Here is a 21521-nt window from a genome sequence, read left to right on the forward strand (position 1 = left end):
GAGCCAGGATCAAACTCTCCGTGAATGTCAACCCGTAATCGGGTCACACCACGAGAGCGGAACAGTCAAGCGGAATAAGCCCGACCGTTCACAGCGTCCTCGCTGTGTTTACTACTTCAAAGGAACCACAACCCACAGACAAAGCCCATGAGCCGGGGTATCAACAAACTTGGCGTTGATTTTTGGCACGCTGTTGAGTTCTCAAGGAACGGACGCTTCCTTCGTACTCACCCAAGAAACACTCTCAGGCTTTCCTCCAGGCGCTTCCCTTCGGTGTTTCAAACTCTATCAGTGATTTTCCGTCTCCCTGACCACCGTTCCGCAAGCATGCAGAAGGAGACCCCGGGATTAGGATCTGACAAGTTGAATGCTGCCAGGCTAGGACGCTTGATCGCGTCACTCCGCCCCAGGCAGGAGAACGACTGTACACGGGCCATCGGAGCGGGCGCAAATCGATTGCACGGTGCTGCCGTGATGCCAACCGGCGTCTCTCGCACGGAAACGGCACTTCATATGACATACGCTGCTCAACAGTGTGCCGTCCGGGAACAGGCAGTGACGGCCCCTATGGATCTCCACCCCCGGGAGGCTTCCCTTGACCATCGTGACGTCCCCTCTTGCAGGACGCGCCATCGGACTGGCCGCCGTGCCGGATCCGGTCTTCTCCGGAGCCATGGTCGGCCCCGGCACCGCGATCGACCCCGTGCGTGAGCCCTCGGAGGCCGTCGCCCCGGTGGCTGGAGTCATCGTCTCGCTCCACCCGCACGCCTTCGTCGTCGTTGACGACGAAGGCCACGGTGTACTCACTCACCTCGGTATCGACACCGTGCAACTCAACGGCGAGGGCTTCGAAGTGCTCGTCAACAAGGGCGACACCGTGACGCGTGGGCAGAGCGTCGTGCGCTGGAACCCTGCCGCCGTGGAAGCCGCCGGCAAGTCCCCGGTGTGCCCGGTCGTGGCGCTCGAAGCCGCGGCCGATTCCCTCTCCGATCTCGTTGAAGACGGCACCGTGAAGGCCGGCGACAGCCTCTTCGGGTGGCAGTGACGTCAGCGCCGTTCCGCGACCGTAAGCAGATAACCCACCGCGGCGGCGGGACCCGCCGCATTAACGGAGACGGTGAGATGGAGACAACTCTGCGAGGCGTCGGCGTGAGCCACGGTGTGGCGATCGGCGAAGTTCGGCACATGGGAACGGCTGTCCTCGAACCGCCTGCCAAGCAGATCCCGGCGGAAGATGCGGAGCGCGAACAGGGTCGTGCCCGCCAGGCCGTGGATGCTGTGGCGGCGGACCTGAACGCACGCGGCAATCTGGCGGGCGGCGAGGCCCAGGCAGTGCTCGAGGCGCAGGCCATGATGGCCCAGGATCCCGAACTGATAGCGGATGTGGACCGGCGTATCGCGGTCGGGAGTACGGCCGAGCGCGCTGTGTACGACGCGTTCGCCTCGTATCGAGCTCTCCTGGCGGGTGCCGGCGAGTACCTCGCCGGTCGCGTGGCCGATCTCGACGACGTGCGGAATCGTATCGTCGCCCGGCTGCTCGGGGTGCCCATGCCCGGTGTCCCCGACAGTGACGAGCCGTACGTCCTTATTGCTCGTGATCTCGCCCCCGCCGACACCGCGCTGCTGGACCCGACCCTGGTGCTCGGCTTCGTCACGGAAGAGGGCGGGCCGACCAGCCACAGCGCGATCCTGGCGAGAGCCCTCGGTGTCCCCGCTGTGGTGGCTTTGCCCGGTGCGGGTGAGCTCGCCGAGGGCACAGTGATCGCGGTGGACGGCAGCACAGGGGAGATCTTCGTCGAACCCAGTGCCGAGAAGAAGGCGCAGTTGCAGGCGGCAGCCGCCCAGCGCAAGGCGGCGCTGGGCGGCTCGACCGGGCCGGGTGCTACCTCCGACGGTCACAAGGTGCCACTGCTGGCGAACGTCGGCGGGCCCGCGGACGTACCGGCTGCTGTTGAGGCCGGGGCCGAGGGTGTCGGCCTCTTCCGTACCGAGTTCCTTTTTCTTGACGACAGTAAGAACGCGCCGACCGAGGCGAAGCAGGTCGAGGCGTACCGGCAGGTTCTCGAGGCCTTTCCCGAGGGGCGCGTCGTCGTTCGGGTGCTCGACGCGGGCGCGGACAAGCCACTGGACTTCCTGACGCCCGCCGACGAGCCGAACCCGGCTCTGGGTGTGCGCGGTCTTCGGAGCCTGCTCGACCACCCCGATGTCCTGCGTACGCAGCTGACGGCGCTCGCGAAAGCCGCGGAGGGGCTGCCTGTTCACCTTGAGGTCATGGCCCCGATGGTGGCGGACCGTGCCGATGCCAAGGCGTTCGCGGACGCGTGCCGTGCGGCCGGCCTGCGGGCGAAGTTCGGTGCGATGGTGGAGATACCGTCGGCCGCGCTGCGGGCGCGCTCGATCCTGCAGGAGGTCGAGTTCCTGTCCTTGGGGACCAACGACCTCGCGCAGTACACCTTCGCCGCCGACCGCCAGGTGGGGGCGGTTTCCCGTCTGCAGGATCCGTGGCAGCCCGCGCTGCTCGACCTGGTCGCGCTGTCCGCCGAGGCGGCGAGGGCGGAGGGCAAGAGCTGCGGTGTCTGTGGTGAGGCGGCGTCGGATCCGCTGCTCGCGTGTGTGCTGATCGGTCTGGGTGTCACCTCTCTTTCCATGGGCGCGGCTTCGATTCCTTACGTGCGGGCGTCGCTGGCCAAGTACACGCTGGCGCAGTGCGAGCGGGCCGCCGTGGCAGCCCGGGCTGCGGACAGCGCCGACGAGGCTCGCGACGCTGCTCAGGCGGTGCTGTCGGGCGAGTAGTCGGCCGGCCGAACCACGCCGTCGGGCGAGGGGCGTTCCACTTTGTGTGGGGCGCCCCTCGCCCGCTCTCGTTCAGTGAATGTGGCCCGTCGTCGGTTCCTCTCCTCCGAGGTCGGGGGGTGTGCAGTAGTCGACGTCCGGTTCCGGGGAGGTGAGGTCGCCTGATTCGGCGTCCGTGCAGTAGGCGTCGAAGACCTCGCCTGCGGTCAGCGGCTCGACACCGTTGCCGCGCAGGTGCCAGCCGTAGATGCGGTCGGTGGTGCCGGGGGCCGTGGTGCGCATGACCAGGCCTCCGGGGCTCTGGGTGGCGAGCCCGAGAGCCAGGACCGTGGTGAATTCGAGGGCTTCGGCCTCGTCGAGTTCTGTCGCGCCCTCACTGTCGTCGTCTGCGTGGAGGACGGCGACGAGTGTTTCGGCTGATGTTGTGACGCTGCAGACGAGGTGCCTGTTTCCCTGTGGAGCGGTGTCGAGGATGCGGACAAGGAGGTTCGAGGCACGGGCGAAGGCCGCGCGTCCGATGTCCTCACCGCAGGATGCGCAGGGGCCGATTCGTGCCAGGAGTGTGGCGGCGTACTCCCAGGTCGCCTGGCGGACGGCCTCGTCGACCAGGTGCGGAAGCAGTTCGGCGAGGGGTTGGCCGTCGTACGGAACGGTCGGGCCCGTGGTGGCGAGTTCCGCTGTGAAGCGGGTGCGGCTGGCCGGGGCGTCCGGGTCGAGGCCGGTGGAGACGCAGAACTCGGCGTACTCCTCGGGGTCGAAGAGCGCCACGGTGGTGTGGTTGCCCTGGGCGGCGAGGCTCTTCAGGAGAGCTTCCACCTCGCGGAGGTAGTCCGTGTGGTTCTGGAAGGTGAAGGTGCGGTAGCGCCGCATCGCCCGGAAGTCGTGCTCGTCGGTGAGCAGGCCGATGGTGCCCGCGATTTCGCGGCGCAGAACGCGCCGCATGGTCGAGTGGCCGGTGTTTGACATGGTTCCCCCTACGTGCAGCGATCAATGCTCACTCACGGTAACGGGAGCCACTGACAGTGGCTTTCGGGTCAGACGGTCACGGACGAGCCGGTGCTGGATCATGCAGGTCACAGCGATGCCGGCGCCGAAGCCGGTCCAGCCCAGAGGGCCGGTGGCGATGGCCGCAGTGACAGCCAGTGGCCCGATGGTGCGCTGGACGGCTTGCGCGAGTCCGTGGACCCCGAGGTACGCGCCCTGAGCGGTGTCGGGAGCGAGGGCGACGGAGAGTTCCCAGGAGACGGTGGTGTGGAGCATCTCGGCCAGGGTGAAGGCGACGGCCGAGACGGTGAGGAACAGCGTCGCGGAGGCAGCCGTACCGGTTGCCGACAGCGCCATCGTGACACCGCCCAGGGCGAAGACCGCGGAGAGCGGGCGCAGGAGTCTGCGAGCGGCCTTGGTGGTGGCGCCGAAGCGGGCAAGGGGGACCTGGAGGGCCACCACCATCACGTTGTTGAGCACCATCAGCAGCGGGGCGAGGCCGGTCGGTGCGCTGCTGGTGTGGGCGATCCAGAGGGGCAGGCCGACCTTGAAGACCGCGTCGTCGAGGAAGAGGACGGCCTCGGTCGCGACGTAGGCGAGGTAGGTGCGATCCCGCCAGGGATTCGCCGGTCCGGTCGCGGGTGTGGCGTCGGACGACGTGGCCACCGTGCGGGAGGGCGAGGGGGGTTCGGCGCAGCGGAGAGTGAGAATCGCGGTGGCGGCGAACGAGAGCGCGTCGCCGACGAGAAGCCACTGGTAGGCCACGGTGGTACCGAAGGCCAGGGCCGCTGCGGCGGCGAGGCCGCCGAGGGCCCATCCCGCGTTGGCGGCCGTCCGGTTGATCGCCTGGTACCGGACGCGGTCCGGTCCGGCGACGCGGGTGGCATAGAGCTTGGTGATGACGCTCGACGCGCGGTCGCCGAAGCCGCCGACGGCCGTGCACGCGAGGAGCACCGCGTAGTGATCGGTCGTGAGCAGGGCGAACGAGGCCAGGGCGCGTATCAGTTGGAGGGCGACCAGGACACGGGTGAGCGGAAAGCGGTCGGCAAGGTGGCCGCCCATCGGCGCTCCGGCGATGCCGACGGCTCCTGCGGCGGCGACAAGAGTGCCGACCTGCACGATGGAGAGGCCGGAGACATAGGTGAAGTACAGGACGGAGACGGATGCCCACAGACCGCTGCCGATGCGGTCGACGAAGGTGATCAGGAGCATTCTGCGGCCGTGGTGGCCTCCTGGTACGCGGTCGGTCCAGGCAGCCGCACGGCGCAGTGGATTCACGTTTCCCCCTTGCTTTAATTTATGTACTGATACATAATCGTCAACGTGGCAACACAATATAGGATCAGCGGTACGACGGCCAAGGGGATTGCCTCGTCCGTCGAAAGAGGTGTGTCCGAGGGGTCGTTGCGGCCGGGGGCCGCGCTGCCTCCCGTGCGGCGGCTCGCCGATGAACTGGAGGTGAGTCCGGGGACGGTCGCGACGGCTTACAAGGAGTTGCGGCGGCGCGGGATCGTGGTCACGCGTGGCCGGGGCGGGACCGTCGTGGCGGCTGCTCCCGCGGTCGCCTCGCGGCGGCCTCCCAGAGTCCCGGCCGGACTGCGCGACCTGGCCGGCGGTCACCCGGATCCGCAGCTGCTTCCGCGGCTGGTGCCGCCCTCGCACCTCTCCCCCGGCGCCCGGTCGCATCGTGCGACGCCCCGGGTGACGCGGCTGGAACATGTCGTCCGGGAGTGGTTCGGGCCCGACGGGGTGCCTACGGAGCACGTGGCCTTCGCCCACGGGGCGCTGGATCTGATCGGGCGACTGCTGTCGGTGGAGCTGAGACCCGGCGATGCGGTGGCCATGGAGGACCCTGGGTACCACCATCTGCTCGATCTGGTGACCGCGTTGGGGCTGCGCAACGTCCCTGTCGCCGTGGACGACGAGGGGCTCCTTCCGGAAGCGCTGCGAGCGGCGCTTCGGGCGGGTGTGCGGGCTGTTGTGTGCAGTCCGCGCGCGCAGAATCCGCGCGGTGGGTGCTTCTCGGTGGCGCGCCGGGACGCGCTTGTCGGGGTGCTCCGGGAGGAGCCGGAGGTTCTGGTGGTGGAGAACGATCACGCGTCCGCCGTCGCGGACGCTCCCTTGTACACGCTGACCTCGGGTGGACTGGCGCGGTGGGTGCACGTCCGCACGGTGAGCAAGTTCCTCGGGACCGACCTGCGGTGGGCCGCGGCGGCTTGTGACCCGACCACGCTGGCCCGGCACGACGGACGGATGCTGCTGACCTCCGGCTGGGTCAGTCATCTGCTCCAGGAGACCGTGTACGGGCTGATGACGGACGACGCCACGCGCGCGTTGGTCGCACGTGCGCGGGAAACGTACTCACAGCGGCGGACCACTCTGCTGCAGGAGCTCGAACGGCACGGGATCCCGGCCCAGGGAGCGAGCGGGATGAACGTGTGGGTGCCCGTGCCGGACGAATCCGCCGTGGTGAACGGGCTGCGGTCGTACGGCTGGTGGGTCGCGGCCGGGGCGCGGTTCCGGCTCGTGTCCGGGCCGGCGGTACGGATCGCGGTGGCTGACCTCCAGTCGGCCGACGCGGCGCGGCTGGCCTCGGACTTCGCCTCTGTTCTGGGCGAGTCCGAGGCCACCTACGGCGGTTGACCGCTGTTCCGGGGGCGCCTGTCAGGCGCGCTTGCGGGCCAGCTCTTCGTAGAAGTGCAGCAGGTCCAGGTTGTCGATGGAGCCGGGGTTGACGGCCTTCTCCAGGGGACTGCCCTGGAGAAGGCGCTTCACCGGGACCTCGATGCGTTTGCCTGTGAGGGTGTGCGGAACTCCGGGGACCTCGATGACCTCGTCGGGGACGTGGCGCGGGGAGAGCTGCTCGCGGATCGTCTGTTTGATGCGGTGCAGCAGGGCCTCGTCGAGGACGGCACCGGGCGCAAGGTGGACGAAGAGGGGCATCCAGTAGCCGCCGTCGGGCTGTTCGACGCCGATGACGAGGGATTCCTTGATCTCGGGGAGTCGTTCGACGGCTTCGTAGATGTCGGCCGACCCCATGCGTACGCCCTGGCGGTTGAGCGTGGAGTCGGAGCGGCCGTGGATGATCACGGAGCCGCGCGAGGTGACGGTGATCCAGTCGCCGTGGCGCCACACTCCGGGATAGGTGTCGAAGTAGCTGTCGTGGTATCGGCTGCCGTCGGGGTCGTTCCAGAAGTGGATGGGCATGGACGGCATCGGGTTGGTGACCACGAGTTCGCCGACCTCGTCCACGAGGGGTCTTCCGCTCGGGTCCCAGGACTGGAGGTCGGTGCCCAGTCCGGGTGCCTGGAGTTCACCGATGTGCACCGGGAGCGTCGGTACGGCTCCTGCGAAGCAGGAGCACACGTCCGTGCCGCCGCTGACCGAGGCGATCCACAGGGCGGCCCCGCTCGCCGCGAACTCGTCGTGCAGCCAGCGGAATCCGTCGGGGGGCAGCGGCGAGCCGGTCGTGGCGACGCACTGCACCTTGGACAGGTCGAAATCCCGGGCCGGGTGCACTCCGGCCTTGTGGCAGGCCATGACGTAGGCCGCCGAGGTGCCGAAAAGGGTCGCCCCCGTACGTTCGGCGATCCGCCACTGGGCACCCGTGTCCGGGTAGCCGGGGCTGCCGTCGTAGAGGACGATCGTCGTGCCCGTCAGGAGGCCGGAGACGAGGAAGTTCCACATCATCCAGCCGGTCGACGTGTACCAGAAGAAGCGGTCCTCCGGCCCCAGGTCGCAGTGCAGGCCGAGTTGTTTGAGGTGCTCGACGAGGATGCCGCCCTGGGACTGGACGATCGCCTTGGGGAGGCCGGTCGTGCCCGAGGAGTAGAGCACCCACAGGGGGTGGTCGAAGGCGACCTGCTCGTAGGCCGGTGTCACATCGGCGGACGTGAGGGCGGACCATTCCAGGGCGCCTTCGGGCGGCTCGGTGCCCAGCAGCGGGATATGGACGACCGCGCGCAGGGTGGGCAGTTCCCGGCAGAGTTCGGCGACCGTGTCACGGCGGTCGTGCTCCTTGCCGCCGTAGCGGTAGCCGTCGACGGTGAACAGCACTACCGGTTCGACCTGCTGGAAGCGGTCGAGGACGCTGCGGGCGCCGAAGTCGGGGGCGCAGGACGTCCATACGCCGCCCACGGCGGCCGTGGCGAGCAGAGCGACCACGGCTTGGGGAACGTTCGGGAGATAGCCGCTCACGCGGTCTCCGGGGCGCACTCCGAGCGTACGCAGCTCGGCGGCGAGGGAGCCGACCTGGCGGCGCAGCTCGGACCAGGTCACCGGGCGGGGTTCGTGGGTCTCGTCGACGTGCAGGAGGGCCGGTTCGTCCGCGCGGGTGTCCGCGGCGCGCAGGGCGTGCTCGGCGTAGTTGAGTTTCGCCCCGGGGAACCATTGCGCGCCGGGCATGGAGCGGTCGCCGAGTACGCGCTCGTAGGGCGTCGAGAATCGCACGTCGAACCACTCGGTGACGGCCTGCCAGAACGTGTCGAGCTGGTCCACGGACCAGGCGTGCAGTGCTGCGTAGCCGCCGTCGGCGGGGGCTCCGTGGTGCTCGGCCGCCCATGCCTGGAACTTGGTGATCCGGGCCCGGGCGACGCGTTCTCGGTCGGGCTGCCAGAGAGGCGTGGGGTTCGTGGTGGACATGGGGCGGCTCCCGGACTGTGCGCGTGACACGGCTGACACGGACCATGCCATTTGATCGACTCCGACACCAGGGCGCGCCGCGCGGGGGTCGTGTCGTGGAGATGAAGATGTGGTCCCTACCAGGGTGAACGGCTGCTGAACTGTGCGCCTATCGGGCGAAGTCAGTGGCAGGCTGAGCAGCATGGAAGGTCGTGACCTGGTGCGTTCGGTGAAGGCGGTCGGTTCGGCGGGGGCGGCCCAGGGGTTGCGTACCGTGCGGGCCGCCTGGCGCCGGAGGCGTGCCGACGCCGCCGGGCTGCCGCCGCGGGGTGCCGAGCTGGCGCGGGTGCCCGGGCCCGTGCGAGACGTCGAGCCGGGGCCCGGTGGTGGTGTCGTCCGGTTCGCGAGGTCAGAGCTGCGGATCGTCGTCGCCGTCAACGGGGCGCTCTTCTGGGGCTGGGACGGGGCCGGTCCCGAGCCGTCGTACGCACTCGCCGGCCGCTGTCCGGAGCCGGATCCCCGGGCGTCGCTGGAGCCGGACACGGACGGCGGCTGGCGGGTCGTGGCCGAGCGGGTGACGGTCGTGGTCTCGCGGCACGGTGCGGTGGAAGTGCTCACCCCCGGAGGGGTGAGCCTGCGACGGGAGCTGCCGCCTCGCTGGTGGGAACCCGTGGGCGGTGGCACGAGCCGCTGGACTCAGCGCTCCGAGGTGGCCGCGGACGCGCGGTTCTTCGGGCTCGGCGGGCGCGCCTCGGGACCGCGGTTGCGCGACGGAACGTACCGCCTGTGGAACACGGATCCCGGTCGCGCCTTCGGTCCCGGCGACGATCCGTCGCCCATCACCATGCCGGTGCAGTTGGTGGTGGCCGACGCGGCGACCCATCTGGTGTTCCAGGACACCTCCTGGGACGGCACGGTGACACTGCGGGAGGGTGCGGAGGGCGCGGGTTCGGGGCATGACCGGGCCGGCACGTCCGAGCTGCGGATGGACGGCGGGCCGCTGCGCTGCTGGATGATGGTGGGCACCCCCGCGCGCGTGCTGCACACCTGGGCCACGCTCACGGGTGCGCCCGCGCTGCCGCCCTCGTGGGCGCTGGGCCACCACCACGCGCGCCGGGGCCTCGGCGGCGAGCAGGAGGCGCGGCGGATCGTCGCGGGCCATCAGGAGCACGACCTGCCGCTCGACGCGGTCCATCTCGGCATCGACCACTTCGACGGGCACCAGGTGTTCACCGTCGACGCGGAGCGGTTCCCGAAACTGCCGACCCTCGCCGAGGATCTGCGGCGCGACGGCATACGTCTGGTGTCGGTCGTCGGCCCCGCGGTCAGGGCCGAGCCGGGCGACACCGTGTACGACAGCGGGAGCGCCGAGGACGCGTTCGTACGGGACGCGTCGGGGCGGCTCGTACGGGGAGTCGCGTGGCCCGGGGACTCGGTCTACCCCGACTTCACGCACGCGCGCGTGCGTGCCTGGTGGGGCCGGCTGTACGAGGAGCGGCTCGGGCAGGGATTCGCCGGTTTCTGGCACGACATGGACGAGCCCACGTCCTTCACCGCTTTCGGAGAGTCGACCCTGCCGCGTTCCGCCCGCCACGGACTGGAGGGGCACGGCGGCGACCATCGCGAGGCGCACAACGTGTACGCCCTGTGCATGGCCCAGGCCGCCTACGAGGGGCTGCGTGAACTTGCGCCGGAGGAGCGGCCGTTCATGTTCTCCCGGTCCGGCTGGGCCGGTATGCAGCGCTACGGAGGGGCGTGGTCCGGGGAGGTGGCGACAGGCTGGCCGGGGCTGCGGGCGTCGCTGTCGCTGGTCATGGGCCTCGGGCTGTGCGGAGTGCCCTACTCGGGCACTGATGTGGGCGGCTTCGACGGGAGCCCGTCGCCGGAGCTGTATCTGCGATGGTTCCAACTGGGCGCCTGTCTGCCCTTGTTCCGCACGCACGCGAGTCTGCGGGCTGGGCGCAGGGAGCCCTGGGAGTTCGGTGCGGACGTCCTGGCACACGCGCGCGTGGCACTCGTCGAACGCCGGCGTCTGCAGCCGTATTTCATGACGCTGGCGCATCTGGCGCGCCTCACGGGAGCGCCCTATGTGCGGCCGTTGTGGTGGGAGGCGCCCGAGGAGCGCGCTCTGCGCGACTGCGAGGACGCCTTCCTGCTGGGTGACTGTCTTCTGGTGGCGCCGGTGCTCCACCCTGGTGCGGACCGGCGGGCGGTGCGGCTGCCGCGCGGGCGCTGGTACGACACGGTGACGGAGCAGGCGTACGAGGGGCCCTGTCAGGTGCTGGTCGACGCCCCCTTGTCGCGGATTCCGGTTCTCGCGCGCGCGGGCGCCGTCGTGCCTGTGCGGGGCGACGACGGCGGCCTGGAGCTGGAGGTCTGGGCGCCCGCCCGCGGACATACCGGGGGCGGGCTTGTGGTGCAGGACGCGGGTGACGGGTGGGCGGAGCCGGAGGTCGAGCGGTACGTCACGCGCTGGGAGGGGCGTCGAGTGGTCGTGGAGCGGGAGGGGGAGGACGGCGTGAGCGAGTCGCCCCATCCCGTGCGCGTACGAGGACTCGACGGGCGCTGAGCGGGCTCAGTATCGGCCCTCGAACCAGGCGCGTACGGCCACTGTGTGCAGCGGGAAGGCGAGCTCCTCCGGCCTGCGCAGAAGGTGCCAGCCGTCGGTCTCGTCCGTGGGTTCGGACCGCGGCAGCTGGTCGGCGGGGCGTTCCGGCAGGGTTCCGAAGAGCAGCAGGTGCCCGTCGGGCGAGCTCATCGCGTCGACGAGCCGGACGTCGCGGCTCGCCGCCTCGATGCCTGTCTCCTCCCTGAGTTCACGGACAGCGGTCTGCCGCCAGTCCTCGCCATGGTCGACGAACCCGCCGGGCAGGGCGGTGCCTCCGCGCGCGGGGGCGATGGTTCGGGTGATGACGACCAGGGCGGCCCCCTTGGTGTCGTACACGGGCTGGAGTGCCACTGCGACGGGCAGCGGGTTGCGGTAGGCCACGGTGCCGCAGGCGGGGCAGGTGCGGGGCCAGCCGGAAACGCCCTCTCCGTAGGGCGCTCCGCAGCTCGAACAGTGGGAGCCCGGCGCGGAGTTGTCGGTTGATAGTTGTTTTACGGACACGCGGCGGACTGTATCCGATCATGCGGACGGAGACCGTCCGGGGGCGCCTCGGGACCTTGCCGTGCGGTAGGGACGGCCGGAACCACCCCCGTGGACCCCGGCCGTCCCTACCGATACGACGACGCGCACAGGGCGTGCGCGGTTCTGTGCGACGGCTGCCCAATCCGGGGTGATCGTGCCACACTTCTGACGTTCCGTCAGATCCAGGTCTCTGGAGGGGATGTGGCACGCGTCCGTACACCTGTGGTCGCCGGGTGGTTCACGGAGGACGGGGACGGCTTCCGGCTCCTCGGCACCCGTTGCTCGGCCTGCGCCTCGGTCTTCTTCCCTCGCGAGGATGTCCACTGCCGCAATCCGGGCTGCCGGGGCGGCCAGTTGGACGAGGTTCCGCTGTCCAGACGTGGGCGCGTCTGGTCGTACACCGACGGTCGATACCGGCCTCCGTCACCGTATGTGACCGATCCGGAACTTCCGTGGGAGCCGTACGCGTTGATCGCTGTGGAGCTGGAGTCCGAGCGGATGGTGGTACTGGGACAGGCAGTTCCCGGGGTCACCGTCGCCGATCTGACGGTGGGCATGGAGGTGGAGGTCGTCCCGGGTGTGCTCCACGAGGACGCGGAGACGACCTGGACGACCTGGCACTGGCGGCCGACGGGGGCGGTGAGATGACCGGAGAGGTGGCAGTGCTCGGCGTGGGCATGCACCCCTGGGGCAAGTGGGGGCGCGGCTTCACCGAGTACGGCACGGCCGCCGCGCGCGCGGCGCTCGCCGACGCGGGGGTCGACTGGCGGAACGTCGACTCGGTCGTCGGGGCGGACACCGTGCGCGGCGGCTATCCCGGGTATGTGGCGGGGGCGACGTTCGCCAAGGCGCTGGGCTGGCAGGGCGCCCGGGTGACCAGCGTGTACGCGGCGTGCGCGTCCGGGGCGCAGGCGGTCGCCGTGGCACGCGCGCAGATCCTCGCCGGGCTCGCGGAGGTGGTGCTCGTCGTGGGCGCGGACTCGGCGCCGAAGGGATTCTTCCGGCCGGCCGGCGGGGACCGGTCCGACGATCCGGACTGGCTGCGGTTCCGGGTCCTGGGGGCGACGAACCCGACGTACTTCGGGTTGTACGCGCGGCGTCGGATGACCCTGCACGGCGACACCCTGGAGGACTTCGCGCAGGTCAAGGTGAAGAACGCGGCCCTGGGTGCCCTCAACCCGAACGCGCGCTACCGCAAGCGGGTGACCGCCGACGAGGTCGCCGCGTCCGCGGTGGTCGCCGATCCGCTTCGGCTGCTCGACATCTGCGCCACCTCGGACGGCGGGGCCGCGCTGGTGCTGACCGGCATGGAGTTCGCGCGCCGGCACGGGGTGGCGGAGCCGGTGCGGATCCGGGCGGTGTCCACGGTGACACCGCGGTACCCGACCACCGTCCTGGACCTGCCGGACATCGCCACGGACTCGGCGGCGACGGTGGAGCCGACGGGTGGGACCTTCCGGGCGTCGATCGCACGCGCGGCCTACGAGGAGGCGGGCATCGGCCCCGAGGACCTCTCCCTGGCCGAGGTCTACGACCTGTCCACGGCCCTGGAGTTGCAGTGGTACGAGGATCTGGGTCTGTGCGACGAGGGCGAGGCGGCGAAGCTGCTCCGGGAGGGCGCGACGGCCCTGGGCGGGCGCATACCCGTCAACACCAGCGGCGGCCTCGCCTCCTTCGGAGAGGCCGTCCCCGCGCAGGCCATAGCCCAGGTGTGCGAGCTGACATGGCAGTTGCGGGGCGACTCCGGTGACCGGCAGGTCGCGAGGGCGCGTGTGGGCATCACGGCCAACCAGGGTCTGTTCGGGCACGGTTCCTCCGTGATCGCGGTGCGGTGATGCACACATAGGTGTTCCCGGCCGTGCGCGGTACACGCACGGCCGGGAATCGCCACGCCGGACGGACACTCCCCGTTGCGCCTGCCCGCCGGTCGGCAACCGGGAGGCTGCTGCCGGTCCACGTCAACGTGTTCGCCGACGGCGACCCGCCGCGCACGGTCGTCGACCGGCATGGGCGGTATGTGGGCGTCGTACAGCCGGCGGCTCTCGTACAAGCGCTCGCCGAGAGCCGGGGCGAGGAGGCGGCGTGGCTCGATCCGCTGACGCGGCTGCCCGGTTCGGACGCGATCACCGGGTGGTGGACCAACGGATCGCGCACGAGCGGGCGTTCGCGCCGAGCCGACTGGACGTCGGCCACTTCGAACGGGTCAACGACGGTGCCGGGTTCGCGGCCGGTGACGAGCCGGGGCGAGTCCCTCGACGGAGCGGATTGGGTGCTCGCACGGGCAGGTATCCCGGGCACGGGATCCGGCAGGGTCCGGGAACGGCTCCCGCCCAGGCGGGGTGAGGGCGGCGGGACGACCGGCATCGGCGGAGAAGCCGCCGCACGGTGACCGTCGCCGCGTCCCCCGAGAACCGAGCGCCTCAACCATTGTCGTCGGCGACCTTGACGCCCACAGGACGTCGGAGAACACTTCCGGTGTCAGTCGGCATCGCCGCACATTCTCGGCGTATTCAGACAATGCGCCGTGCGGGCCCCCTCTGAGCCACGGGCCCTTCCCTGCGTGCGATTCGGCTGCGGCAGCATGCTCGTCACGGACGCCGGATGGGCGCGGGAGCTCCCCGCCCTCGGCTGAAGTAGCCATGGGAACGCACTCTGCAAGGTCGACCGGGGCCGGATCGCCCCGGGCGAGGGCCCAGGAGCCGCCATGAGCAATGGGGACATCTTTGTCGGCGAGATCATAGGTACAGCGATTCTGATCCTCTTCGGCGCCGGCGTGGTAGCCGCTGTCGTACTGAACTACTCCAAGGCGAAGGACGCCGGCTGGGTCGTCATCACGTTCGGCTGGGGCTTCGGTGTACTCGCCGGGGCGTACACCGCCGCGCCCCTGTCCGGAGGGCATCTCAACCCCGCGGTGACGATCGGGATCGCCGTCGACACCGGGGAGTGGGACAAGGTGCCCTTCTACATCGCCGGACAGATGGTCGGCGCCTTCCTCGGCGCGATCCTGTGCTGGCTGGTCTACTACGCCCAGTTCCAGGCCAACACGGAGGAGGAGATCGCCCAGCCCACGCTCGGGATCTTCTCCACTACGCCCACGATCCGCCATCCCGTGGCGAACCTCGTCACCGAGATCATCGCGACCATGGCGCTGGTTCTGCCGATCCTCGCATTCGGTCTGACCAAAGGGCTCGGCGAGTCCGGCACAGCGATCCTGATCGTCTCCTTCCTGGTGGTCGGCATAGGTCTGTCGCTCGGCGGTCCCACGGGGTACGCCATCAACCCGGCCCGTGACCTGGGCCCGCGCATCGCCCACGCCCTGCTCCCGATCCCCAACAAGGGGACCTCGGACTGGAGTTACGCGTGGATCCCGGTGGTGGGGCCGCTGATCGGCGGCGCGCTGGCGGGGATCGTCTTCAACGCGGCCTTCTGACGCGCACGCGCGTGCCGGGGCCGCAGACTTCCGGAGCTTCCCACGAAGGGGACGTCATGACGGACAAGTTCGTCGCCGCGATCGACCAGGGCACCACATCCAGTCGCTGCATCGTCTTCAACCACGACGGCGCGATCGTCGCCGTCGACCAGCGCGAGCACCGCCAGATCTTCCCCAAGCCCGGGTGGGTGGAACACGACGCCACCGAGATCTGGTCGAAGGTCCAGGCAGTGGTCGCAGGCGCACTCGCCAAAGCCGGGCTGCGCGCCGACCAGCTCAGCGCACTCGGTATCACCAACCAGCGCGAGACGACGGTCCTGTGGGACCGCGCCACGGGCAAGCCGGTGCACAACGCGATCGTCTGGCAGGACACGCGTACGGCCGCGCTCTGCCACGAACTCGGCGGCACCGACGGGCAGGATCGTTTCCGCGAGCAGACCGGGCTGCCCCTGGCCAGCTATTTCTCCGGCCCGAAGGCGGCCTGGCTGCTGGACAACGTGCCGGGCCTGCGTGCCCGCGCCGAGCGCGGCGAGATCGCCTTCGGCACCATCGACTCCTGGCTGATCTGGAACCTGACGGGCGGCACGGACGGCGGACGGCACGTCACCGACGTGACCAACGCCGGCCGCACCATGCTGATGGACCTGGAGACCCTCCAATGGGACGCGTCCATCCTGGCCGCGATGAACGTCCCCGAGAAGATCCTCCCCGAGATCAGGTCCTCGGCCGAGGTGTACGGCACCGGGGTGGGCCAGCTCGCGGGTGTCCCCGTGGCCTCCGCGCTGGGCGACCAGCAGGCCGCGGTGTTCGGCCAGGCCTGCTACGACGTGGGGACGGCCAAGAACACGTACGGCACCGGCAGTTTCCTGCTGCTCAACACCGGCAACCGGCCCGTTCCCTCCAAGAACGGTCTGCTGACCACGATGGGTTACAAGATCGGCGGCGAGGCTCCCGTCTACTGCCTCGAAGGGTCCATCGCGATCACCGGTGCACTGGTGCAGTGGTTCCGCGACCAGCTCGGCATCATCCGTACCGCCGACGAGATCGAGACGCTCGCGGCGAGCGTCGACGACAACGGCGGCGCGTACATCGTGCCCGCGTTCTCCGGCCTGTTCGCGCCCTACTGGCGCTCCGACGCGCGCGGGGTGGTCACCGGTCTCACGCGGTACGTCACCAAGGGGCATCTGGCGCGCGCGGTGCTGGAGGCGACGAGCTGGCAGACGCGGGAGGTCGTGGACGCCATGTTCCAGGACTCCGGGGTGAGCATCACGACCCTGAAGGTGGACGGCGGGATGACGAAGAACAACCTGTTGATGCAGCACCAGGCGGACGTCCTCGGGGTGCCGGTCATCCGTCCGAAGGTCTCCGAGACGACCTGCCTGGGAGCGGCCTACGCGGCCGGGCTGGCGACCGGGGTGTGGAACGACCTCGACGAGCTGAAGTCGCACTGGCAGAAGGACGTCGAGTGGACGCCCGCCATGGAGGCGTCGGTCCGCGACCGCGAGTACCACAACTGGCGCAAGGCCGTGGAGAAGAGCTTCGGCTGGGAGGAGGACGGCCGGGGCTAGGGTCACCCCTCGCAGGACACGTCCACGCGCGCGCGTGCCTTCGGACCGCGGCCCGTACCCCGGTCGGCGGGGGTACGGGCCGTGCACGTGCGGGGCGGTGAAGAGCTGTCAGGTGGTGACGGTCGCCCGGCGGTCGGCCGCGTACGCCATCGCGTGCTGGACGACTCCGATGAGGACCTCCTTGACCGACTCCCGGTTGCGCGCGTCGCACAGCACGAGCGGCACGTTGGGGTCGAGGTCGAGCGCCGCCCGGACGGAATCCGACGGGTAACGGGACGCTCCGTCGAAGCAGTTGACGCCGACCAGGAAGGGTATGGAGCGCCGCTCGAAGTAGTCGACCGCGGCGAAGCTGTCCTCCAGGCGGCGGGTGTCGGCGAGGACGACCGCGCCGAGCGCACCGGTGGCGAGCTCGTCCCACAGGAACCAGAAGCGGTCCTGTCCGGGCGTCCCGAAGAGGTACAGCACGAGGTCCTCGCGAAGGGTGATGCGGCCGAAGTCCATGGCCACGGTGGTGGTGTTCTTGCCCTCCACCCCTCTGATGTCGTCGACCGGGCGGCCCGCCTCGGTGAGCAACTCCTCGGTGCGCAACGGCTTGATCTCACTGACCGCGCCGACGAGGGTCGTCTTGCCCGCACCGAATCCGCCGGCCACGAGGATCTTGAGCGTGACGGGCTCGACCGGGGGCTTGCCGCGCTCAGAACGCCCGAAGATCATCGGTCTCTTCTCCTGCTTGTTCGGGGTCGGTCGGCGGTGGGCCTTGGCCCCCGCCGCCCGGGGTTTCGATGACGTACGTCGCCGGGACGGCGAACCGGCCCGTCTCCACCGCGCCATTCTCCCGTACCGATGCTGCCGCGCGGGACGGCGCCGTCGGCGGCGATGCGCGGCGCGTCGGTGGCGACGGTCGTACCCGTCCGGACGGCCTCGACGGGCTCCCCGGTGTCGGTGAGGTTTCCGCCGCGATCGTCCCAAAACTGTCGGCCTGTCACGTCTCTACCCCGCTTCCGCGCTGCTCAGAGCGCCCGGAGGCCGTTGATGACGTCGCGCAGAATATTCTCGTCCACCAGCTCGGCGGGGGGTACGGGACGCGTCACATGGACCATTTCCTCGTCCACGAGGTCCCCGATGAGGACCCGCACCACACCGATGGGGAGATTGAGTTCGGCAGCGAGTTCGGCGACCGACTGCGGGGTGTCACGACAGAGTTCGACGATGTCCACGTGTTCCGGGGACAGCGTGCGATCGGCTTCCGGGTCGTCCGCGTGCGCCTCCGTGATCACCACCGCGATCAGGTCCAGGCGGTGCTGGGCCGAATGGCTGGTGCGGCCTCGCGTCATGGCGTACGGACGGACGACCGGTCCCGCCTCGTCGTCGAACCAGTGGCTTCTGGGTTGGCCGTCTCCGCTCATGTCATCCCACTACCCGCCTGCGGGCAGATCGGTGCGCGGAGCAGACGCCAGATGCACACCGACACGCTTCACCAGGAGAGTCATCTCGTAGGCGACCTGACCCACGTCCGAGTCCGCGTCAGAGAGCACGGCCAGGCAGCTGCCGTCCCCGGCTGCCGTCACGAACAGAAAGGCGTCGTCGAGCTCCACGACCGTCTGGCGGACACTGCCGACGTCGAAGTGACGTCCCACACCCTTGGCGAGGCTGTGGAATCCGGAGGCGACCGCGGCCAGGTGCTCGCTGTCCTCCCGGCTGAGGTCCCTGGAGACCCCGGTGGGCAGTCCGTCGCCGGAGAGCACGAGCGCTCTGCGGATGCTGGCGACCCGGTCGACGAGGTCGTCGAGGAGCCAGTTGAGCTCCCCCGACGCCTTGTCGCTCGAGGTCTGGCCGGTCGGCTTCGGTGCGGTCATCGACCGTCCCCCTTACTCGTTCCTTGCGCTGTGCCGTCCTGGGCGCTGTCGCCCTCGGCGTTCTCGTCACGGCCACGCTGCCAGCCGCGCTGCAGCGAGGCCATGCGGCTGCGGACCTCGTCGGCGTCGCGGTCGAACAGGTCGGCCCCGTCCTGGGGACGTGGCTTCGTCCGTTCGGCGCGCCGCTCCGGGCCGTCCCTCAGCTGCGGAGCCAGGTTGGCCTGGCGTACCCGGCGGGGCAGCCCTGCCGCACCGGAGGCGGCGGGGTCGGCCGCCGCACCGGGGCGGGAGGCGGTCCCGCCGGAGCCACCACGCCGGTCACGCTGCGGAAGTGCCGGGACTTGTGGCGCCGGGTCACCGAGGCCGTTGCGTCCCGTCTCCGCTCGCCCGCCGACACCACGGGCGGGCCCGTCGGGACGGCTGCTCACGGATCGGTCTCCGAAACGCGAGGCGGACATTTCCGTACGGTCGGTGAAGCCCCTGGAAGCCGTTGAATCCGTACGGTCGTCGAGACCACGGCCGACGGTTTCCCCTCTGCCCTCCCAACGCCGCACCGGGGACTCCGTGCGGTCGCCAAAGGCGTCGCCCGGTTCCGTTTCGCGGTGGGTCGCTGTGTCGCCCCGGCGGCGGGCCGGAAGCGGGGCCAGCGTGTCCGGGTCCGTCGAACCCACACCCTCCGCCGACTGTTCGTCCGACGACGACGGGCTGCGCCGGGGCGGCTGTTCGGTGACCGGACGGCCGTGGGAGCTGACCAGCTTCGGGGTACGGCGGCGCGGCAGCGTCATGGGATCTCCCGAACGGCCGGCCACCCCGTCGGGGGCGGGTGCGCGCCAGCTTCCGGAAGTCTGCTGTTGCTGCTCGCCTGGGACGTCGCTCGTTTCGCCCGTCGCTCCGGGGATCGAGCGGTGCGGCCGGGAAAGTACGCCGGGTTCGCTGTCCGCGTCACCGAAGGAACCGGGCAGGTCGTTGAGGGCGTCCAGCTCGACCGGCGCCTCCAGTTCGACCGGCCCGTCGATGAGTGAGGCGGGCAGGCCGGGGAGGCGCACGGGTGCCGAGGAGAGCGCGGCCCTGCGGCTCTCCTCGAACTCGGTCTCCTTGGAGGGCCGGGCGCGGTCGAGGCGGAAGCCGATGCCGTTGGTGTCCGGGATGTCGTCCGTGAGGAGTGCGTCGGGGACGAAGACGACGGCCGTGGTGCCGCCGTACGGGGAAGGCTGGAGGGAGACCCGGACGTTCTGCCGCTGGGCGAGCCGGCTGACGACGAACAGGCCGAGCCGGTCCGTGTCGGACAGTTCGAACTCGGGTGTCTCGGCGAGTCGCAGGTTGGCGTCGAGCAGTGCTTCCGCCGCCATACCCAGGCCCCGGTCGTGAATCTCCAGGGTGAAGCCGTTGGCGACACGCTCACCCAGGACCTGGATGGCCGTGTGCGGGGGCGAGAACACCGTTGCGTTCTCCAGGAGTTCGGCCACGAGGTGGGTCAGGTCGGCGACGGCCGGACCGGTGACGGCCATCCGGGGCAGCCTGCGGACCTCGATGCGCTCGTAGTCCTCGACCTCGGCCACGGCGGCCCGTACGACGTCCATCAGCTGGACGGGTTTGCGCCACTGCCGGGAGGGCGCGGCCCCGGAGAGGATCACCAGGCCTTCGGCGTGCCGGCGCATACGGGTCGTCAGGTGGTCGAGGCGGAACAGGTCGGCGAGTTCGTCGGTGTCCTCGGTCCGGCGTTCCATGGTGTCGAGCAGGGTGAGCTGCTTGTGCAGCAGGACCTGGCTGCGCCGGGCGAGGTTGACGAAGACCTCCGAGACTCCGGAGCGGAGTTCGGCCTGTTTGACGGCGGCCTCGACGGCGGCGCGCTGCAGGGTGTTGAGGGCCTGGCCGACCTCGCCGATCTCGTTCTTGTCGTACTCCAGGCGCGGGACCTCGGTCTCCACGTCGACCTGTTCGCCCGCCGACAGACGGCGCATCACGCTGGGCAGCCGGACGCCGGACGCCTCGTGGGCCTCCAGGCGGAGTTGGCGCAGGTCGCGGATGAGGGCGCGGCCGATGCGTACGGACAGGAAGAGCGAGAACAGCAGGGCGACCAGTCCGAGGACGCCCGCGACGACGGCCTTGACGATGACGCCCATCACGACCGGACGGATCCGGTCCTGATAGCGGTCGCCCGACTCGTCGTTGAGCTTGCGGAGTTCGTCGAGGACATCGCCGGCCGTGGTGTCCCAGCTCTTCGCCGTGACGCCCCGCGGCTTGCCGGACTCGGCGCCGATGGCGGCCTGTTCGGCCACCCGGAGCGGCGCGGTGGAGGCGTTCTTCCAGAACCGCTCGTAGCGTGCGCGGTCCGTCAGCGGGAGCAGCGGCAGGCTGACGTCGTACATGACGGTGCGCTGCGCCACGAGGTCGGAGATGTCGCGGGATTCGTCGCGGGTGAGCTTGCCGACGACCAGTGCCGAGCCGAGCAGGGCGTCCTCGCGGGAGAGGAGTTCGCGGGCACGGGCGGCGTTGACGAGGGCGCGGGCCTGCTTGTCCATCTCCAGGTTGTCGATGATGTGCAGGTTGGCGAGCAGGACGTAACAGGGGTCGACCAGGTTGTTGTAGAGGTTCAGTGCCTGGGTCCGGGTGACGGTGCCTTCCTCGACGCTGCGGCGCAACGGGCCGATGCCGTCGAACGCCTCCAGGACGGCGGTGAGGCGCTCGCTGTCGCTGCCGCTGATCGAGTTGCGCACGCTGGACTTGTCGGCGTTGTCACGGATCTTGCCGATGACGTCGTCGGTGGCGGTGCGGCTGCGACGAAGGGCCGCCAGCGCATCGGAGGCACGGGGGTCGGCAAGATAGACGAGGGTCTGGCGCCGCTCCTGCTGAAGCACGCGTACCGCGTCCTCGGTGGGGTAGCTGACCTTCTCCACGATCGACGACACATTGAACAACTCGGCCGCCTCACGCCCCGTGAGTACGGTGGCGAAGCCCCAGATCGCGGTGAGGGACACCAGCGGCACGAGAAGCAGCGCCACGATCTTCCGGCGGATGGACTTCCCGCGAAAGCGCATGGCCTCCCCCAGCTCGCCCCCGTCGACGCGGGGGTACACATGTGCGTCAATAATCGGCGTGAGCCTACTACTGACCCACAGAGAACTCGAAGACCTGTCTGA

The 21521-nt window shown here is 70.0% G+C and carries 16 protein-coding genes and 1 pseudogene; 9 read left to right on the forward strand and 8 right to left on the reverse strand.

What is annotated here, in order from left to right:
* Positions 1 to 595 precede the first annotated feature (595 nt).
* Together G3I71_RS14785 and ptsP are read left to right on the forward strand one after the other, a co-directional pair.
* On the forward strand, positions 596 to 1045 hold the full coding sequence (locus tag G3I71_RS14785) for a PTS glucose transporter subunit IIA (protein WP_164314854.1): 450 nt from the start codon (positions 596 to 598) through the stop codon (positions 1043 to 1045).
* Between the two features lie 77 nt (positions 1046 to 1122).
* The gene (gene ptsP / locus G3I71_RS14790) at positions 1123 to 2793 is read left to right on the forward strand and encodes a phosphoenolpyruvate--protein phosphotransferase (RefSeq protein ID WP_164314856.1); all 1671 of its coding nucleotides are present in this window, start codon (positions 1123 to 1125) and stop codon (positions 2791 to 2793) included.
* A 72-nt stretch (positions 2794 to 2865) separates the two neighbouring features.
* Here ptsP and G3I71_RS14795 read toward each other — a convergent pair whose 3' ends face one another.
* Together G3I71_RS14795 and G3I71_RS14800 are read right to left on the reverse strand one after the other, a co-directional pair.
* Positions 2866 to 3759: a hypothetical protein gene (locus G3I71_RS14795; RefSeq protein ID WP_164314858.1), complete on the reverse strand. Its 894-nt coding sequence runs from the start codon at positions 3757 to 3759 to the stop codon at positions 2866 to 2868.
* Between the two features lie 21 nt (positions 3760 to 3780).
* Complete coding sequence (locus G3I71_RS14800) at positions 3781 to 5055, reverse strand: MFS transporter (protein ID WP_343242964.1); 1275 nt, start codon at positions 5053 to 5055, stop codon at positions 3781 to 3783.
* A 45-nt stretch (positions 5056 to 5100) separates the two neighbouring features.
* Between G3I71_RS14800 and G3I71_RS14805 the strand changes: the two genes are divergently transcribed.
* A complete protein-coding gene (locus tag G3I71_RS14805) occupies positions 5101 to 6420 on the forward strand; it encodes an aminotransferase class I/II-fold pyridoxal phosphate-dependent enzyme (RefSeq protein ID WP_164314860.1) in 1320 nt (439 codons plus the stop codon).
* Between the two features lie 21 nt (positions 6421 to 6441).
* Here G3I71_RS14805 and G3I71_RS14810 read toward each other — a convergent pair whose 3' ends face one another.
* A complete protein-coding gene (locus tag G3I71_RS14810) occupies positions 6442 to 8418 on the reverse strand; it encodes an acetoacetate--CoA ligase (protein WP_164314862.1) in 1977 nt (658 codons plus the stop codon).
* Positions 8419 to 8599: 181 nt separating this feature from the next.
* Here G3I71_RS14810 and G3I71_RS14815 point away from each other — a divergent pair, with 181 nt between their 5' ends.
* The gene (locus G3I71_RS14815; protein ID WP_164314864.1) at positions 8600 to 10966 is read left to right on the forward strand and encodes a TIM-barrel domain-containing protein; all 2367 of its coding nucleotides are present in this window, start codon (positions 8600 to 8602) and stop codon (positions 10964 to 10966) included.
* A 6-nt stretch (positions 10967 to 10972) separates the two neighbouring features.
* On the opposite strand, the gene G3I71_RS14820 is transcribed toward G3I71_RS14815, so the two are convergent.
* Entirely contained in the window at positions 10973 to 11506 is a 534-nt protein-coding gene (locus G3I71_RS14820) for an NUDIX domain-containing protein (protein ID WP_164314867.1), read from the reverse strand.
* Positions 11507 to 11749: 243 nt separating this feature from the next.
* Between G3I71_RS14820 and G3I71_RS14825 the strand changes: the two genes are divergently transcribed.
* From G3I71_RS14825 to glpK, 5 genes and pseudogenes are all read left to right on the forward strand, one after another.
* Positions 11750 to 12175, forward strand: coding sequence for a zinc ribbon domain-containing protein (locus G3I71_RS14825; RefSeq protein ID WP_164315233.1), 426 nt, complete (start codon positions 11750 to 11752; stop codon positions 12173 to 12175).
* Positions 12172 to 13362 carry a lipid-transfer protein gene (locus G3I71_RS14830; protein WP_164314868.1) on the forward strand — a complete coding sequence of 397 codons (1191 nt, stop codon included), beginning with the start codon at positions 12172 to 12174 and terminating at the stop codon, positions 13360 to 13362. The genes G3I71_RS14825 and G3I71_RS14830 overlap by 4 nt, the downstream gene beginning before the upstream one ends.
* Before the next feature lie 158 nt (positions 13363 to 13520).
* Positions 13521 to 13765 (forward strand): annotated as a pseudogene (locus G3I71_RS14835) (diguanylate cyclase); the annotation flags it as partial.
* A 466-nt stretch (positions 13766 to 14231) separates the two neighbouring features.
* The gene (locus G3I71_RS14840) at positions 14232 to 14957 is read left to right on the forward strand and encodes an MIP/aquaporin family protein (RefSeq protein ID WP_164314870.1); all 726 of its coding nucleotides are present in this window, start codon (positions 14232 to 14234) and stop codon (positions 14955 to 14957) included.
* Positions 14958 to 15013: 56 nt separating this feature from the next.
* The gene (gene glpK, locus G3I71_RS14845; protein ID WP_164314872.1) at positions 15014 to 16525 is read left to right on the forward strand and encodes a glycerol kinase GlpK; all 1512 of its coding nucleotides are present in this window, start codon (positions 15014 to 15016) and stop codon (positions 16523 to 16525) included.
* A gap of 108 nt (positions 16526 to 16633) precedes the next feature.
* Here the strand turns inward: glpK and G3I71_RS14850 are convergent, their stop codons facing one another.
* From G3I71_RS14850 to G3I71_RS14865, 4 genes are all read right to left on the reverse strand, one after another.
* Complete coding sequence (locus G3I71_RS14850) at positions 16634 to 17239, reverse strand: ATP/GTP-binding protein (protein ID WP_164314874.1); 606 nt, start codon at positions 17237 to 17239, stop codon at positions 16634 to 16636.
* Between the two features lie 296 nt (positions 17240 to 17535).
* Positions 17536 to 17931, reverse strand: coding sequence for a DUF742 domain-containing protein (locus G3I71_RS14855; RefSeq protein ID WP_164314875.1), 396 nt, complete (start codon positions 17929 to 17931; stop codon positions 17536 to 17538).
* Between the two features lie 9 nt (positions 17932 to 17940).
* A complete protein-coding gene (locus tag G3I71_RS14860; protein ID WP_164314877.1) occupies positions 17941 to 18381 on the reverse strand; it encodes a roadblock/LC7 domain-containing protein in 441 nt (146 codons plus the stop codon).
* Entirely contained in the window at positions 18378 to 21419 is a 3042-nt protein-coding gene (locus G3I71_RS14865; RefSeq protein ID WP_164314878.1) for a nitrate- and nitrite sensing domain-containing protein, read from the reverse strand. The genes G3I71_RS14860 and G3I71_RS14865 overlap by 4 nt, the downstream gene beginning before the upstream one ends.
* Positions 21420 to 21521: the final 102 nt, after the last annotated feature.

It is taken from the genome of Streptomyces sp. SID12501, assembly GCF_010550245.1.
Classification (GTDB): Bacteria; Actinomycetota; Actinomycetes; order Streptomycetales; family Streptomycetaceae; genus Streptomyces.

What these genes read in the sequence shown, in the direction of transcription:
- G3I71_RS14810 (WP_164314862.1), bottom strand. Translation starts at nt 8,418, where the DNA reads ATGTCCACCACGAACCCCACGCCTCTCTGGCAGCCCGACCGAGAACGC.
- G3I71_RS14830 (WP_164314868.1), top strand. Translation starts at nt 12,172, where the DNA reads ATGACCGGAGAGGTGGCAGTGCTCGGCGTGGGCATGCACCCCTGGGGC.
- G3I71_RS14815 (WP_164314864.1), top strand. Translation starts at nt 8,600, where the DNA reads ATGGAAGGTCGTGACCTGGTGCGTTCGGTGAAGGCGGTCGGTTCGGCG.
- G3I71_RS14850 (WP_164314874.1), bottom strand. Translation starts at nt 17,239, where the DNA reads ATGATCTTCGGGCGTTCTGAGCGCGGCAAGCCCCCGGTCGAGCCCGTC.
- G3I71_RS14855 (WP_164314875.1), bottom strand. Translation starts at nt 17,931, where the DNA reads ATGAGCGGAGACGGCCAACCCAGAAGCCACTGGTTCGACGACGAGGCG.
- G3I71_RS14795 (WP_164314858.1), bottom strand. Translation starts at nt 3,759, where the DNA reads ATGTCAAACACCGGCCACTCGACCATGCGGCGCGTTCTGCGCCGCGAA.
- G3I71_RS14865 (WP_164314878.1), bottom strand. Translation starts at nt 21,419, where the DNA reads ATGCGCTTTCGCGGGAAGTCCATCCGCCGGAAGATCGTGGCGCTGCTT.
- G3I71_RS14840 (WP_164314870.1), top strand. Translation starts at nt 14,232, where the DNA reads ATGAGCAATGGGGACATCTTTGTCGGCGAGATCATAGGTACAGCGATT.
- G3I71_RS14860 (WP_164314877.1), bottom strand. Translation starts at nt 18,381, where the DNA reads ATGACCGCACCGAAGCCGACCGGCCAGACCTCGAGCGACAAGGCGTCG.
- ptsP (WP_164314856.1), top strand. Translation starts at nt 1,123, where the DNA reads ATGGAGACAACTCTGCGAGGCGTCGGCGTGAGCCACGGTGTGGCGATC.
- glpK (WP_164314872.1), top strand. Translation starts at nt 15,014, where the DNA reads ATGACGGACAAGTTCGTCGCCGCGATCGACCAGGGCACCACATCCAGT.